The organism is Burkholderia cepacia, assembly GCF_001718835.1.
Lineage (GTDB): Bacteria > Pseudomonadota > Gammaproteobacteria > Burkholderiales > Burkholderiaceae > Burkholderia > Burkholderia cepacia_F.
In genome coordinates this window covers 1783199-1799094 of sequence record NZ_CP013444.1, presented here as the reverse complement: position 1 = coordinate 1799094, position 15896 = coordinate 1783199, and the positions used below count along the sequence as shown (strand labels likewise).

Below are 15896 nucleotides of genomic sequence, written 5' to 3'. Positions count from 1 at the left end.
GGCCGTCGCGACGCGGCGTCATGCTCAGCTGCCGAAGTAGATGTTGCAGAAGCTGACGGGGCCGACACAGGCGTTCGGGTCTTCCTGCTTCGATTGCGCACGATCGACGCGGCCGGCAGCCTTCACGGCTTCGACGCGGTTCGCCTGTTGCCGGGCCTGTTCGGCCGGTGCCGGCTGTGCGTGAGCGACAGCAGCGGTGAGCGACAGGGCAACGAGGGCGAGGTGCAGCGGCTTCATTTCGGTTTCTCCTGGGGGGTTACCAGCGTGGCTGGCGTGATCGAACTATAGGCTCGCACTGCTTAAAGATTAATCACCCGGCCAGGAGAGCTTATTTGCATTCCGAACAAGGATGGCGTGTCGCGCGCGATCAATGGCGATGCCGGTTGAACGGCGCGTCCTTGTCCAGCAGCGCGCTGCGCATGAAGTGCAGGCAGCCGACGATGCGCTGCATCCGGTGCCGCTCGTTGGGCACCGCATACCACGCCTGCAGCGTGTGCTGCGCGGCGCGGATCGCGAGATTCACCGATTTCAGCGTGCGCGCGTGACGGCCGGGCGTCGGATCGTCGAAGAAGCGCGGCAGCGCGTGCAGCACCGCGTCGATCGAGCCGGTCCAGCGCAGCGTTTGCGGCGGTTTCGATGCGCGGAACGCGTTCATTTCGTCGCGCAGGTCGATCACCGCATGGCCGACTTCGAGCGTCGACAGCATCCAGCGCAGCGCGTCGCGATGCTGCCGCGTGCGCCGCACGAGCAGCGTGCGCAGCTGCGCCATCAGGTCGTGGGTGCTCGACTGGAAGCGCTGCGCGAGGCCGTCCGGTGCGCCTTCGCACGCCAGCGTGACCTGGCGGCGCAGGTCGTGCGCGATGCGGCCGGTGAGCCACGGCATCCGGGTCGGGAACACGACCGCGAACACGAGCGAACACGCGAGCATCGCGATGACGATGGCCAGGCCGTTGTTGATCAGCACCTCGGGCGTATACGCGATCACGTTGTCGGGCCCCGCGAGCAGGCAGAAGAACACCGCGAAGCCGATCCCGTAGCCGGACAGCCCGGGCCGCATCGCGAGAAACGCGCCGAGGCCGAGCACCGGCGCGAGCGCCGCGCACAGCAGCGGAAAGCCGTCGATGTTCGGATACACGTAGCACAGGAACAGGTAGCCGACGGCGGTCGCGAACGCCGCGCCGACGCTCATCTGCGCGACGAACTTCGGCGCGCGCGGCGACGTCGAGCTGAGCGCGCACGCGATCGCGGTGGCGATCACGGCAAGCGGGCCGCTCGGCCATTCGGACGCGATCCAGAACACGCTCATCGCACCGACGGCGACGACCGTGCGCAGGAACGCGAAGCCGACGAAGAACGTATTGGTCTTTACCGCGTAATGCGTGACCGAGCGCTCGAACGCATGGTCGTCCTGGTCGAGCGACGCATAGGTGTCGGCGTAGCCGAGGTATTCGCCGATGAAGCGGTACAGCAGCTCGATCGCGGTATCGAAGTCGAGCAGGCCGCCGGCCGCATGTTCCTCGATGTTTCGCCGCGACGCGCGCGCGGCTTTCGGCAACGCGCTGTGGAAGCGGCGCAGATCGAGCAACGCGCCGGTCGCGCGCGCCGGCCCGCGTTTCAGCTCGCCGTCGAGCGCGGCGAGCCGCCGCGCGAGCGCGTCGAGATGCGGCGCCAGCGCCGCGAGCACCGCGTCCGCACGGCTCTCGCGCAGGCGCTTGACGAGCTGATGCAGCGCATGCAGCCGCGTGCACGCGTTCATGAACTCGCTGTTCAGCCGCGCGAGCCGGCGGCTGCGCGCGCGGATGTGCGGATCCTCGAACGATGCGAACGCGCGATTGGCCTCGAAGCCGACGATGTCGTCGACGAAATCCGCGAAGCGCCGCTCGAAATCGCCGCGCGCGACGTCGCCCGCGAGCGCGGCCGATGCGAACGCAACGAACTTCGCGTGACGCGCGTTCAGCGAGCGCATCAGCGCCTTCGCGGAGCTGAGCGGCAGGATCAGCGCGCTGACCGCGCCCGAGCAGGCGATGCCGAGCGCCACTTCCGCGGCGCGCGTGAGCGCGGACTGGAACAGCGTCTGCGGCGTCATCACGGCCGGCAGGCCGATCAGCGCGGCCGTATAGCCGGCGAGCACGAAGCCGTACCAGCGGAAGTGGCGATTGCGCACCGCGAGCGCGATGCAGGTGCCGATCCACAGCGTGATGCCGGCCATGTACAGCTCGGGCTGCTGCGCGAACAGCCCGCCGAGCGCGAGCGCGGCGACGAGGCCGGCCGCCGTGCCGAGCATGCGGTAGAAACTCTTCGCGAACACCATCCCCGACAGCGGCTGCATCAGCACGAACACGGTCGTCATCGCGGTGCGCGGCTGCGACATCTCCAGGCGCATCGCGATACCCATCGCGAGCAGCGCCGCGAACACGGTTTTCGCGAGGTGCAGCCAGATCAGCCCGTCGCTCGCGGCCCAGTCGCGCGCCGCGTCGCCGAGCGGATCGAGCCAGCGTCCCGCTCGTTGGTAGCCGGCGGCAGGGGGCTCGATCGCAGGTTGTGGCTTCATGGCAAGAGAGGGCGCGCACCGGCCGGGCGGCATGCCGCGGCCCGGTCGAACACGCCCGTTGGACTGGTGAGGCGCCGATTGTAGGAGTGCGGCGCACGCGCATTAACGCAGCTGCGGGGAAACGATAGTTGCAGCCGGAGTAACAATCTGTCGCATCCAGTGGAGGAAAATAACGCCTCCGCTACAGGTTGCTCACAGGAATGGATACCCTACAAAACATGCGGGTGTTTTCGCGTGTCGTCGAGACGGGCAGTTTCACCGCCGCCGCGCAATCGCTGAATTCGACGACGGGCGCGATGTCGCGCGCGGTGTCGGAGCTCGAGGCGCGCCTGCGTACCCGTCTGATGAATCGTTCGACGCGCCGTCTCGCGCTCACGTCGGCCGGCGAAAGCTATCTGCGGCGCTGCCGCCAGATTCTCGCCGACGTCGACCGCGCGGAAGAAGAGGCGAGCTGCGCGCACGAACGGCCGGCCGGCGTGCTGCGCATGCACAGCTTCGCGAGCGTCGGTCATCACTATGTATTGCCCGCACTGACGCGCTATCACGCGCAGTTTCCGGACGTGTCGATCGAGCTGTCGCTGTCGCAGCGCATGCCCGACCTGTTCGACGGGACGAGCGACATGGCCGTCGTGACCGCGTCGTCGCTGCCCGATTCGGAACTCGTGTCGCACCTGCTCGGCTCGACCTTCAGCATCCTGTGCGCGTCGCCCGACTACGTGAAACGCCACGGCGCGCCGGCCCGTCCGCAGGATCTTGCCGCACACGCGTGCCTGACGCTGTGCACGCCCGCGTTCCCGACCCACGAATGGGTGCTCGAAGGGCCCGAAGGCGTCGAGCAGATCCACGTCGCGGGCCCGGTGCAGACCAATACGGCCGAATCGCTCGCGCTCGCGATCCGCGACGGCATCGGGATCGGCATGCTGCCGCTGTACTCGGCGATCGACGCGCTGCGCGACGGTACGCTCGTGCGCGTGCTGCCCGCGCACATCCTGCAGAAGATGAACGTGTACGCGCTGTATCCGTCGCGCCGCTTCGTCGATGCGAAGGTGCGGACATGGGTCGAGATGCTGCGTGCCCAGGTGCCGGGGATGATCGCGCGCGACGTCGAGATGCTGGCGGCGCTCGGCCGGGAGCAGCAGGCCGCTTGACCGGCGGCGTAGCGCTGCATGCGCGCGCAACCGGCGCGCGCTTTCGCGATTTCCGTCGCGATCGTTCAGTTTCGTTCAGTTCAAGCGTTCCGCCCCGCATGCGCACTGCGGCGCATGCGGGGCGGCGTGCGTGGTGCTTACAGCGCCGGCTTCGCGACCGCGCCCGATTCCGCGCCCGCCGCGCCGGCCGGGCCGTATGCGGCTGCGCCGGCCTTGCGTTCGGCGAGGCGCTTGGCCGCAAGACGCTCCTGCGCCGCCAGGATGTCGTCCGGATAATTGACGGATTCGCCGCGCGCCGGGTTGTAGCCGACCGATTCGAGGTCGATCAGCTCCTGCAGCACTTGCGCGCGCGTGACGGGCGACTTTGCCGACTGGGCGAACGACAGGGCCGGTGCAGCGAGCAGGACGGCAGCGGCGGCGGTAACGACGAGCGATTTCACGATTTCCTCCTGGATATGCGATCGATGCGGTCCGGCAATTAGCGAGTGATCCGAACCGTTGACCGAAGTCTACGCAGCGCGGGCGTGCGCAAAAACCCCGATTCCAGGCAGGCTGCCTTCCAGAACGAGCAACATTGCGGGCCCGCGTCGCGCTTCGTTCTGCATGCCGAAAAAGAAAAAACCCGCCTTCGCAGGCGGGTTTCGCGTGTCGCGAGCGTATCGCGACGGCGCTCAGAAGCGCGTGCGCATGCCGATCGTGCCGACGATCTGGTTCGCGGTGCTCGATGCGCCGCCCGAGCCGTCGATGAACGCCTGGTAGCCGCGGCCCGATGCATGCTGATACATCGCTTCCGCGTACACGTCCGTGCGGCGCGACAGCTTGTAGACGGCCTGCAGGTCGACCTGGTGCCACTTCGGATCGGTGCCGTGCCTGCTGTCCGGGTTCGACACGCTGGCGTCCGTGTACACGTAGGCCGCGCCGACGCTGAAGGCCGGCGTCACCGCGTAGCGCACGTTCACGTCGTAGTTGTTGAACGCGACCTGGCCGGTCGAGCCGAACGAGCCCGTGTTGTCGTACTGCGCGCGCGTATAGACGAAACCGACGGTGGCCGGCCCGAACCCGTAGCTGATGCCGCCGCCGTACGAACGCATGCGGTCCGAGCCGATCGACCAGCCGCCCTGGTTCAGGCTTTTCGCTTCGGCCGCGTCGGTCGCGCCCGGGCTCGCGCTGGTCGAGCCCTTCGTGCCGTTCATCTGCAGGTACGCGCCCGCCAGCTTCAGCGGGCCGTTCGTGTAGCTCGCCGCGACGCTGTATGCGCGGTTCGCGCCGAAGCTGGTCGCGTTCGAGAACGCGTACATCGCACCGACCTTGAAGCCCGCGTAGGTTTCGCTCGTGTACTTGACCGCGTTGTTGATGCGCAGCGAGTGGTTCAGGTTGTCGTTGTCGAACGGATGCGCGAAGCTCGTGTCGCCGAAGTCGCCGGCCGTGGCGGACAGCGGCGCGACGAAGTCGACCATCGTGTCGTACTGGCGGCCGAGCGTCAGCGTGCCATAGCCGCTCTGGCTCAGGCCGACGTACGCGTGGCGGCCGAACAGCTTGCCGTCCTGCCCGAGCCCGCCGTTGTTCACGTTGAAGCCGTTCTCGAGCACGAACAGCGCCTTCAGGCCGCCGCCGAGATCCTCGGTGCCGCGAAACCCGACCCGACTGCCGTTGACGGTGCCGCTGTTCAGGCGCCACAGCGACGCACCGTTGGCGTTGTTGGTGTAGACGATGCCGGCATCGATCAGGCCGTATAGCGTGACCGAGCTCTGTGCGTGAGCGAGCGGGGCGAACAGCGCGGCGGTGCATGCGCCGGCGACGAGGGTTTTTTTCAAGGCAAGACTCCTGCGTGTGGGAGGGGGAACAAAAGTTCGGCGCAAGTATAGGAACGCAGGCGCCGGGATTTCGGTGGCCCGGCGCGACAGCTCCGTTGCAGATCCAGCAAGAGTGCTTCACAAAACTGCCATGTATCGTCGCGCATGTCGGCAGGCTGGCCGTGTGCGCACGGTGGCACGAGCGCGGCCCGGTGCGTGCGCCGCCGGCTTGTCGCGTGCGTGCAACACGCGCATTCGATTGGACGGCGGTTGATCGGCGCGGCGCTCGCGCGGAGAATGGGCGTCTCACGCCCTCGATCGGGAGACTGAAGATGACCACGCCCAGCCGCCGCCCCTCCGTCAGTCCAGCGGTGTTCTATCGCGATCCGTGGGCCGCGCTCGACTGGCTCGAGCAGGCGTTCGGCTTCGCGCGCAGCGTCGTCGTCAGCGCGCCGGACGGCAAGCTCGCGCATGCCGAGCTGACGTGCGCCGGCGGCACGCTGATGGTCGGCGGCGAATGGGCCGAGTTCGTCACGAGCCCGCTGGGCGTCGGCGGCAGGAACACGCAGTGCGTGCATGTGCAGCTCGCCGACGGCATCGACGCACATTGCGAACGCGCGCGGCAGGCCGGCGCGGTGATACTGCAGGAGCCGGCCGACCAGTTCTGGGGCGACCGCACCTATCGCGCGCGCGATCCCGAGCAGCACGTGTGGACGTTCGGGCAGCAGGTGCGCGCGGTATCGGCGGAGGAAGCCGCCGCCGCGACCGGGCTTAAGGTCGAAGGCTGGTCGTGACGGGCGGCGCCGGCGCGCATCCGGTCGTTCCTTTCCATTCACGCGTCCGTCGCGCGCGCCGCGCGGCCGCTTCTTTCTGCCGGGACCCAGCATGAACCTGTTCAACGTACGCCTGCGCGGCCGCGACGGCCTGTTCACGATCGGCATCGACGCGGGCCGGATCGCTCGCATCGACGCCCAGCCGGCGGCGCTCACGCCTGCGAGCGCCGCCGACATCGACGCGGGCGGGCGGCTCGCGATTCCGCCGCTGGTCGAGCCGCATATCCATCTCGATGCCACGCTGACCGCCGGCGAACCCGAATGGAACATGAGCGGCACGCTGTTCGAAGGCATCGAGCGATGGGGCCAGCGCAAGGCCACGATCACGCACGACGATACGAAAGCCCGCGCGCACACGACGATCGGGATGCTGCGCGACAACGGCATCCAGCACGTGCGCACGCACGTGGACGTCACCGATCCCACGCTCGCCGCGTTGAAGGCGATGGTCGAAGTCCGGGAAGAGGCGCGCGATCTCATCGACCTGCAGATCGTCGCGTTTCCGCAGGAAGGCATCGAATCGTTCGACAACGGCCGCGCGTTGATGGAGCGCGCGATCGAGATGGGCGCCGACGTCGTCGGCGGAATTCCGCATTTCGAGAACACGCGCGACCAGGGCGTGAGCTCCATCAAGTTCCTGATGGAGCTCGCGGAGCGCAAGGGCTGCCTCGTCGACGTCCATTGCGACGAAACCGACGATCCGCAATCGCGCTTCCTGGAAGTGCTCGCCGAGGAAGCGCGGGTTCGCGGGATGGGCAAGCGCGTCACCGCGAGCCACACGACCGCGATGGGCTCCTACGACAACGCGTATTGTTCGAAGCTGTTTCGCTTGCTCAAGCGCGCGGGGCTCAACTTCATCTCGTGCCCGACCGAAAGCATTCACCTGCAGGGGCGTTTCGACACCTACCCGAAACGGCGCGGCATCACGCGCGTGGCGGAACTCGACCGCGCCGGCATCAACGTGTGCTTCGGACAGGATTCGATCAAGGACCCGTGGTACCCCGTCGGCAACGGCAACATCCTGCGCATTCTCGACGTCGGCCTGCACGTGTGCCACATGCTCGGTTACGAGGACCTGCAGCGCTGCCTCGATTTCGTCACCGAGCACAGCGCGACGGCGCTGCAGCTCGGCGAACGGTACGGGCTCGAAGTCGGCCGGCCGGCGAACCTCGTCGTGCTCGACGCGGACAGTGACTACGACGCGCTGCGCCGGCAGGCGAAAGCGGCGCTGTCGATCCGGGGCGGGCGGGTGATCATGCGGCGCGAGCCGGAGCGGATCGACTATCCGGGGTGAGGAAGGGATACCCCGCGCCGCGCATCGATACAGCAGGTATTCGCAAAATGCATGAGTCGATTCGAAAAATACGTTTGTCTCATGAGCGTGGCCAACCTAGGATGCGGGCTGACGACGGCATGCGCGACGCATGCCGTTTCCCCGATTCCAGCCAGCCGATCCGATGCGCGCCGACCTCCCGCCCGTTCCTCCATCCTCGTTGCCGCCGAGCGGCGCTTCGCTCACCCGCTTCACCCGGCTCGCCGCGGTCGCGCTGCTGACCGGCGTCGGCGCGGGCCTCGGCGGCATGCTGCTCGCGTTGCTGCTGCATGCGATCCAGCATCTCGCCTACGGCTACAGCACCGCGCGGGTGATCGGCGACGAGAGCTTCCTGGCCGGCGTGACCGGCGCCGATCCGCTGCGCCGGCTCGCAGTGCTGATCGTCTGCGGGATCGTCGCCGGCGGCGGCTGGTGGGCGCTGTACCGGTACGGCCGGCCGCTCGTCAGCATCCGCCGCGCGGTGCGCGCGGCCGATCCGCGGATGCCGGTCGTCAGCACGACGATTCACGCGCTGCTGCAGATCGTCACCGTCGCGCTCGGCTCGCCGCTCGGCCGCGAAGTCGCTCCGCGCGAGATCGGCGCGCTGCTCGCCGGCCGGCTCGCGCACCGCGCGGGGCTGACGCCGGCCGACTGCCGGCTGATGGTCGCGTGCGGTGCGGGCGCGGGCCTCGCGGCCGTCTACAACGTGCCGCTCGGCGGCGCGATCTTCGTGCTCGAAGTGCTGCTCGGCACGTTCGAACTGCGTGCGCTGGTCGCGGCGGTCGCGACGTCGGCGATCGCGGCCGCGATCGCGTGGATCGGCCTCGGCAACGAACACCAGTACACGGTGCCGCCGTTCGTGCTGAGCACGCCGCTGGTCGCATGGTCGATCGTCTGCGGGCCGCTGTTCGGCTTCGCCGCGTACGGCTTCGTGCGACTCACGGCCCGGGCGCGCGCGGCCGCGCCGAGGGACTGGCGGCTACTGCTGCTCGCCCTCGTCAACTTCGCGGTGATCGGCGTGCTCGCGATGCGGTTTCCGCAACTGCTCGGCAACGGCAAGGGCCCGGCGTCGCTGGGTTTCGACGGCACGCTGACGATCGGCGTCGCGGCGACACTGCTTGCACTGAAGGTGCTGATCACCGCAAGCAGCCTGCGCGCCGGCGCGGAAGGCGGCCTGCTGACGCCGGGCCTCGCGAACGGCGCGCTGCTCGGCGTCGTGCTCGGTGGTCTGTGGAGCCTCGTGTGGCCAGGTGCGTCGATCGGCGCTTGCGCGCTCGTCGGCGCGACCGCGTTTCTCGCCGCGTCGATGCAGATGCCGATCACGGCAGTCGTGCTGCTGCTCGAGTTCACCCGCGCGGATCACGACAGCCTCGTGCCGATGCTGCTTGCCGTGGCCGGGTCGCTTGTCGCGTACCGGTTCGCCGAACGGCTGGCCGAACGCCGTGCCGCGCAACGCGTGACGGCGGAACAGCCGGCGGTCGCGGTTCGCCAGTCGTGACGTTTCGACGGGGTGTATTGATGGCGGGGTTTCTCGGAGCAAAGTCCGACGAAGATATGGCGGCCGGGCGCTTTCGGCGGCGTTACGCGCGAATATCGGGTGTCTTACTGCGCGGCGAGACGGAGCGTAGAAGCGGGGCGCGCCGGCCGGGCCGGCGCGCCGTCGCGGCGGGCGTCAGAACGGGCTGCGTGTCGTATCGCCGTTGGTGAAGACCGCGTCGACGACCTGATAGAAGCCCATCGAGGTGTCGGCCACTTCCCACACGGCGAGGATCACGTGATAGCCGGTGCGGACCGGCAGCCGGCATTGATGGATCGTCGGCTGCGACGGAACGAGGTTCGCGTTCGGATCCCAGTATGGCTGGCCGGGATTCTGGATCGTGCAGAACGGCGTGGGCTCGAACTGCGCACGCGTCAGCTTTTCCGACGGGTTCCAGTCGGCGCGTGTGATGAAGTAGTTCCAGCGACGCGTCTTGTGCACGGCGCTGAATTCCCATTTGAAATTCTGCAATGCACCCGGCCGTAGCGGAATCTTCTGCCAGCGGCCCGGCGATTGCTCGTTCAGCACGGGCAACGGGCCATTCGTGCTGGCGCCGGCGATTTCGCCGTCCTTCGGCGGTGCGGCATTCTTCGCGTCGTCCGGTGCGAACGGATCCGACAGGCCGCTTTGCGTCGCGGGAAAGAACTTGCCGTTCTCCATCGCGTTCGCGTGCCAGGCGTCGACAGGGCAGTTCGGATTCTGGCCTTGCGTGCACAGCACGATGCGCGAAGGCGGTTCGGTCAAACGGCCGTGCGCGTGCGCACCGGCCATTACGGTCAGCAGCGCCGCACCGGCCAGCGCGCGCATCATGACGGAAGAAACGGATCTTCGGATGGTCTGTTTCATGGGCCCTCACTGCGTTGAAGTCGGAATGGTTGTGCGCGCAACGGCCAGGACGCGATGCCGCCGGATCGCGCGATGACAATCGGCTTTCGCCGACTCGAACCATAGTCGTAAAAAGCGGAAAAGAAAATTGAAAACGGATTAATCCGTTGACTAAATGAAATCAATTTCAATTTTCGTATATATGGCGATGAATGTGGTTGATTTGAAAATAGTATTCATGAAGATGCGTGAAAGCCATGCTTGATGCTGCTGGTCACTAATCCGATATGAAAATCGGCGAATGATGTCGCGATTTGTTTCGATGGCGGATGGCAATTAACGACGCGAAATTCACCGCGCATACGTCGCCTGGGGGTTTCACGCGTCTGCTGCGGAGCGGCCGGGGGGCGTATGCCATAATCCGGCGCGGCCCGTATGGATGCCTGCCGATGACTGCGGCAGTGCCTGCCAGAAAGCGACTCAAATGAACGAGGGAAAAGGATGACGACGAAGACGATGGCCGAGCGCACGATGCAGGCGCTTGGGATGCTGGCACTGGCGGGGTGCGCGGCGCAGGGCGGCACGCCGGGCGCTTATGACGCGGCGAAGGACGCGCGGATTCGCGCCTACTGGGGGCCGGTCGTGTATTTCCATTTCAACCGTGCGTGCCGGCCGCCGGAATCGGTGCTGACCGGCTACCCGGATACGATCGTTGCGACGAAACCGGGCCTGTCGGCGCTCGTCAACAAGACGGTCGGGATGCCGGTGCCGGACGATGCGGCGAAGTATTTCCACGAGTACGTCGTGCCGGCCGGGAAGCCGGTCACGATCACGTCGGAGTCAAACTACCAGGACTTTCGGAACGGCAAGGTGGTTCGCGTGACGGAGGCGCCGGTATCCGGCACGTTCGTTCCGGCCGCCGGACATGACTATGAAGTGCGGGGCTCGGCCGGAAGCGCACCAAATCATCTGACGCTGCGCGAATTGCGCGTGGACAACGGGCGTGTCACCGCGACGCCGGTTCCGATTGCGCCCGCACCCGCCTGCGAGTGACGGACCGCTACGCGCGAACGCGCGTCAATCTTCGACCGGCATCGCGCTCGTGCACTTGATCTCGTCGAGGCACACGCTCGAATGCACGCCGCTCACGCCGGGAATGCGCATCAGCGTCTCGAGCAGGAACGTGGACAGCCCCTTCAGGTCGCGCGCGACGACCTTCAGCACGTAGTCGATATCGCCCGTTACCGAAAAACACTCCTGGATCTGCGCGAGATCCGACACCAGTTTCTGGAACTTCGACAGGTCGCGGATATGCCCGCGCTCCATCGTCACGTGCACGAAGGCGGTGACGCCAAACCCGAGCGTGTCGGGGCACAGCCGGGTTTCGTAGCGGCGGATCGCGCCGATTTCCTCCAGCCGCCGGTGGCGGCGTAGTGTCTGCGCGGGCGACAGGCCGACCGCCTTCGCCAGGTCGAGGTTCGACGCGCGGCCGTTCTCCTGCAGGATCGCGAGCAAGTGGCGATCGAGGCGATCCAGAACCGGTTCATGCATTTTTATTTCCTCATCCGTCTCCTGGGTGCAATCTTATCTCATAATGTAGGGTTTGCATGAACGGGTTACGAAACCCGATTTCGCCGTCGCGACGCTAAACTGACGCCGGATTTTCGTGTGCGAACGCAGCAAGGCGGGCGCGGCGACGGTCGGCGGCCGGTCTGGCGGGCACGCCGACGCGAATCGGGCGCCGCCACGCGAAGATTGCAGTCCCCAACCCGGCGGCTCCACGAACGGCCCCGGCACAGCAAAACAGCGCCCGGCACACCGAGGCGCGCCGCACCCCGCACCCCGCTTCAGGCGGAGGCGGACAAAGTGGAGAAGACATGGTTTCTGGAAACGAGAGCGACGGCCTGAAGCGCGGGCTGAAGAACCGGCACATCCAGCTGATTGCGCTCGGCGGCGCGCTCGGCACGGGGCTGTTCCTCGGCATCGCGCAGACGATCAAGATGGCGGGCCCGTCCGTGCTGCTCGGTTACGCGGTAGCCGGCATCGTCGCGTTCTTCATCATGCGACAGCTCGGCGAGATGGTCGTCGACGAGCCCGTCGCCGGCTCGTTCAGCTACTTCGCCAACAAGTACGTCGGCCACTTCACCGGCTTCCTGTCGGGCTGGAACTACTGGGTGCTGTACATCCTCGTCAGCATGGCCGAGCTGTCGGCCGTCGGGATCTACGTGCAGTACTGGTGGCCCGGCGTGCCGACCTGGGTGTCGGCGCTGGTGTTCTTCGTCGCGATCAACCTGCTCAACCTGGCGAGCGTGAAGTCGTACGGCGAGACGGAATTCTGGTTCTCGATCGTCAAGGTTGCCGCGATCGTCGGGATGATCGGCTTCGGCGGCTGGCTGCTCGCGAGCGGCCATGCGGGGCCGGAGGCGAGCGTCCGGAACCTGTGGCAGCACGGCGGCTTCTTCCCGAACGGCGTGTCGGGGCTCGTGATGTCGATGGCCGCGATCATGTTCTCGTTCGGCGGGCTGGAGCTGATCGGCATCACCGCGGCCGAGGCCGACGATCCGAAGCGCAGCATTCCGCGCGCGACCAACCAGGTGATCTACCGGATCCTGATTTTCTACATCGGCGCGCTCGCCGTGCTGCTGTCGCTGTATCCGTGGGAAAAGGTCGTCACCGGCGGCAGCCCGTTCGTGCTGATCTTCCACGCGCTGAGCAGCAACGTGGTGGCCAACGTGCTGAACGTTGTCGTGCTGACGGCCGCGCTGTCGGTCTACAACAGCGGCGTGTACAGCAACAGCCGGATGCTGTTCGGCCTCGCGCAGCAGGGCAATGCGCCTAAGGTGCTGTGCTCGGTGAACAGGCGCGGCATTCCGCTCGCCGCGCTCGGTGCGTCGGCGCTCGCGACCGGCGTGTGCGTGCTGGTCAACTACTTCATGCCGGGCAAGGCGTTCGAGGTGCTGATGGGCCTCGTCGTGTCGGCGCTGATCATCAACTGGGCGATGATCACGCTGATCCACCTGAAGTTCCGCCAGGCGAAGCGTGCGGCCCGGGAGGAGACTTCCTTCCGCAGTCTGGGCTATCCTTTCACGAATTACCTGTGCCTGGCATTCATGGCCGGCATTCTCGTCGTGATGTACCTGACGCCGGATCTCCGCCTGTCGGTGTACCTGATCCCGGTATGGCTCGCGGTGCTCGCGGTCGGGTATCGCTTCCGTCAGAAGAATGCAGGCTATGCGGTGCACGACGGCGCATCCGCACGCTGACGCAGGCCGGCCCGATCATTCTTCCAAACGAGACAGACTCAAGCCATGTTCGAACACATCGACGCGTACCCGGGCGACCCGATCCTGACGCTCAACGAGAACTTCCAGAAAGATCCGCGCGACCAGAAGGTCAACCTGAGCATCGGCATCTACTTCGACGCCGAAGGCCGGATTCCGGTGATGGGCGCCGTGCGCGAAGCCGAAACCGCGCTGCAGCGCGACCTCGGCGCGAAGCCGTACCTGCCGATGGTCGGCCTCGCCGCGTATCGCGACGCCGTGCAGGCGCTCGTGTTCGGCGCCGATCACCCGGCCCGCGCGGCCGGCCGCATCGCGACGCTGCAGACGCTCGGCGGCTCCGGCGCGCTGAAGGTGGGCGCCGATTTCCTGAAGCGCTACTTCCCGGATGCGCAGGTGTGGCTCAGCGATCCGAGCTGGGAAAACCACCGCTTCATCTTCGAGCGCGCCGGCTTCACGGTGAACACGTATCCGTACTACGACGAGGCGACGGGTGGCCTGAAGTTCGACGCGATGCTCGCGGCGATCGACGCGCTGCCGGCGCGCAGCATCGTGCTGCTGCACGCGTGCTGCCATAACCCGACCGGTGTCGACCTCGACGAAGGCCAGTGGGAGAAGCTGATCGACGTGATCGAGGCGCGCGGGCTGCTGCCGTTCGTCGACATGGCCTACCAGGGCTTCGGCGCGGGCCTCGACGCGGACGCGTTCGCGGTGCGCGAACTGGCCCGCCGCGGCGTGCCGGCGCTGGTCGCGAACTCGTTCTCGAAGAACTTCTCGCTGTACGGCGAGCGCGTGGGCGGCCTGAGCGTCGTCTGCGAGGATGCCGCCGCGGCCGACCGCGTGCTCGGCCAGCTGGCCGGCGCCGTGCGCTCGAACTACAGCAACCCGCCGATCCACGGCGCGAAGATCGTGTCGACGGTGCTCACCACGCCGGCGCTGCGCAAGCAGTGGGAAGAGGAACTGGCGGCGATGTGCCGCCGCATCGCGCGGATGCGCCAGTCGATCCATGACGGCCTGCGCGACCACGTGAGCGGCGAGGCACTGACGCGCTACGTGAAGCAGCGCGGGATGTTCACGTACACGGGCCTGACCGAATCGCAGGTCGATGCGCTGCGCGAGGTGCACGGCGTGTACATCCTGCGTTCGGGCCGGATGTGCGTCGCGGGCCTGAACGATTCGAACGTCGCGATCGTCGCCGATGCGATCGGCAAGGTGCTGAAGAGCAGCGTTTGAGGACGTTAGCGCTTGCAGGTGCGAAACCGGCTGTTCCTGTTGAGGGGGCAGCCGGTTTTTTTCGTGGTTCTCTGTGGGGGGCGCTTGCCTACCCGGAGCGGTCCGTCAAGTTTGCCGATAGCAGCGGGTTTCGGCGCTGGCAGGATTCACATCTGGTCGAGAGGAATCGAGATAAATTCAGCCAATGAAATTCGACATCGAGGGCAAAGCGGCATTCATTGCGCCGACTCCCATACAGATTGCTCGTGGGCTCAAATCCCTACGAAGCTACGGCAAGTCGTCTTATGCGTCGTTGACTAACGGTGCGGGCAACTATGTGCAGGTAGCCGGCGGTGGCGCCAGCTGCATGATTGAGCGCTTCGAGTTCGGCGCACAACGTTGGAGAGCGTTTCACGACAAACTTTCTCCGGCGCGCCCGGATGGCACGATCCTGGTCTTCCGAGCGGGCAACATTCCGATGCGCTCGGATGAATGGTTCATAGCCGACCAGGTTGTGGAAGTATTTCTCGCCTTCCTCAGCGGTGCGCCGTATCCGCCATTCGTTCACTGGCGGCCAGCGGCGAGCTTTTGATGTTGGGCTGCGAGCCGAGAATCGCGCTGATCGGCTTCTGGAACTCGAATTTTCGACGATTCGAAGCGTCCGTGCGACTGACCAATCGTGGCCGAACGCCGCCGATCCGCCCCGCGCCCCAATAAACCACGACTGACCTGTTTCCGCGACGCGCGATCCCACGTCGCACATCTGTCACCACCACGCACACGGCGGTACGATGTGCGCGTCGAAATCATCGAACCGAAGGAGCAATGCACGCATGAGCATCCGGATCGTACAGCTGGGGTCGCCGCGCGCGGCCGGCGAGGGCCTGCGGATCGGCACGGTGCGGCGGCCGCCGCGCGGCGTGCCGAAGGCGGAATTCGCGTCGCGCAACTACTATGATGTATGGCTGCCGACGTTGTCGCCGAGCGCGGAACTCGTCGCGCAGGCGCAGGCCGCCGGGACCGACGCCGATTGGCGGGCCTTCGCCCGCAAGTTCCGCGCGGAGATGGCGCATGGCGATGCGCCGAAGGTGCTCGACCTGCTGGCTGCCCTGTCGGCGACCACCGCGTTCTCGATCGGCTGCTATTGCGACGACGAACGCCGTTGCCACCGCAGCGTGCTGCGCGAGCTGCTCGCGGAACGTGGCGCGACGATCGAGCCCGACGCATCCTGAGCGGCGCGGACTGTCACCGCGATTCAGCTCACCGCCACATCAGGCGCATCAGGTGCCGCCCACGGCGGCAGCTCGGCCCGGCCGAGCGTGTCGGGTCCTGCCTCCTTTGACCACGCCGAGCCCACGGCGTCGAGCAGTGCCTCGGGGGACTCGCTTGACGTGGGTCAAGCGTGCG

Annotated in this window: 15 protein-coding genes; 9 read left to right on the top strand and 6 right to left on the bottom strand. The window is 66.8% G+C overall.

The window, feature by feature from the left end; translation table 11 throughout:
* Positions 1-24: 24 nt before the first annotated feature.
* Complete coding sequence (locus tag WT26_RS28085; RefSeq protein ID WP_069274459.1) at positions 25-237, bottom strand: hypothetical protein; 213 nt, start codon at positions 235-237, stop codon at positions 25-27.
* 130 nt (positions 238-367) lie between these two features.
* Positions 368-2551: an FUSC family protein gene (locus tag WT26_RS28080; RefSeq protein WP_069274458.1), complete on the bottom strand. Its 2184-nt coding sequence runs from the start codon at positions 2549-2551 to the stop codon at positions 368-370.
* Positions 2552-2751: 200 nt separating this feature from the next.
* On the opposite strand from WT26_RS28080, the gene WT26_RS28075 reads away from it, so the two are divergent.
* A complete protein-coding gene (locus WT26_RS28075) occupies positions 2752-3699 on the top strand; it encodes a LysR family transcriptional regulator (RefSeq protein ID WP_069274457.1) in 948 nt (315 codons plus the stop codon).
* A gap of 137 nt (positions 3700-3836) precedes the next feature.
* Here WT26_RS28075 and WT26_RS28070 read toward each other — a convergent pair whose 3' ends face one another.
* On the bottom strand, positions 3837-4139 hold the full coding sequence (locus tag WT26_RS28070; protein WP_069274456.1) for a DUF4148 domain-containing protein: 303 nt from the start codon (positions 4137-4139) through the stop codon (positions 3837-3839).
* Positions 4140-4370: 231 nt separating this feature from the next.
* Positions 4371-5513: a porin gene (locus tag WT26_RS28065; RefSeq protein ID WP_059522151.1), complete on the bottom strand. Its 1143-nt coding sequence runs from the start codon at positions 5511-5513 to the stop codon at positions 4371-4373.
* 311 nt (positions 5514-5824) lie between these two features.
* Between WT26_RS28065 and WT26_RS28060 the strand changes: the two genes are divergently transcribed.
* The 3 genes from WT26_RS28060 to WT26_RS28050 all read left to right on the top strand — a co-directional run bounded on the left by WT26_RS28060 (position 5825) and on the right by WT26_RS28050 (position 9135).
* Positions 5825-6286, top strand: coding sequence for a VOC family protein (locus WT26_RS28060; RefSeq protein WP_069271287.1), 462 nt, complete (start codon positions 5825-5827; stop codon positions 6284-6286).
* Between the two features lie 91 nt (positions 6287-6377).
* Positions 6378-7619 (top strand): cytosine deaminase, encoded by a 1242-nt coding sequence (gene codA, locus WT26_RS28055; protein ID WP_069274455.1) that lies wholly within the window; start codon positions 6378-6380, stop codon positions 7617-7619.
* 163 nt (positions 7620-7782) lie between these two features.
* The gene (locus tag WT26_RS28050; protein WP_069274454.1) at positions 7783-9135 is read left to right on the top strand and encodes a chloride channel protein; all 1353 of its coding nucleotides are present in this window, start codon (positions 7783-7785) and stop codon (positions 9133-9135) included.
* A 174-nt stretch (positions 9136-9309) separates the two neighbouring features.
* Here the strand turns inward: WT26_RS28050 and WT26_RS28045 are convergent, their stop codons facing one another.
* Positions 9310-10020, bottom strand: coding sequence for a lytic polysaccharide monooxygenase (locus WT26_RS28045; protein ID WP_231130483.1), 711 nt, complete (start codon positions 10018-10020; stop codon positions 9310-9312).
* 480 nt (positions 10021-10500) lie between these two features.
* Between WT26_RS28045 and WT26_RS28040 the strand changes: the two genes are divergently transcribed.
* Positions 10501-11052, top strand: coding sequence for a hypothetical protein (locus tag WT26_RS28040; protein WP_059955276.1), 552 nt, complete (start codon positions 10501-10503; stop codon positions 11050-11052).
* A gap of 24 nt (positions 11053-11076) precedes the next feature.
* Here WT26_RS28040 and WT26_RS28035 read toward each other — a convergent pair whose 3' ends face one another.
* Positions 11077-11550 (bottom strand): Lrp/AsnC family transcriptional regulator, encoded by a 474-nt coding sequence (locus WT26_RS28035; RefSeq protein ID WP_069274452.1) that lies wholly within the window; start codon positions 11548-11550, stop codon positions 11077-11079.
* Positions 11551-11876: 326 nt separating this feature from the next.
* On the opposite strand from WT26_RS28035, the gene WT26_RS28030 reads away from it, so the two are divergent.
* From WT26_RS28030 to WT26_RS28015, 4 genes are all read left to right on the top strand, one after another.
* Positions 11877-13262 (top strand): amino acid permease, encoded by a 1386-nt coding sequence (locus WT26_RS28030; RefSeq protein ID WP_059522136.1) that lies wholly within the window; start codon positions 11877-11879, stop codon positions 13260-13262.
* A 45-nt stretch (positions 13263-13307) separates the two neighbouring features.
* A complete protein-coding gene (locus WT26_RS28025) occupies positions 13308-14510 on the top strand; it encodes an amino acid aminotransferase (RefSeq protein ID WP_069274451.1) in 1203 nt (400 codons plus the stop codon).
* A 184-nt stretch (positions 14511-14694) separates the two neighbouring features.
* Positions 14695-15081 carry a hypothetical protein gene (locus WT26_RS28020; RefSeq protein WP_069271284.1) on the top strand — a complete coding sequence of 129 codons (387 nt, stop codon included), beginning with the start codon at positions 14695-14697 and terminating at the stop codon, positions 15079-15081.
* 241 nt (positions 15082-15322) lie between these two features.
* Positions 15323-15721 (top strand): DUF488 domain-containing protein, encoded by a 399-nt coding sequence (locus WT26_RS28015; protein ID WP_069274450.1) that lies wholly within the window; start codon positions 15323-15325, stop codon positions 15719-15721.
* Positions 15722-15896: the final 175 nt, after the last annotated feature.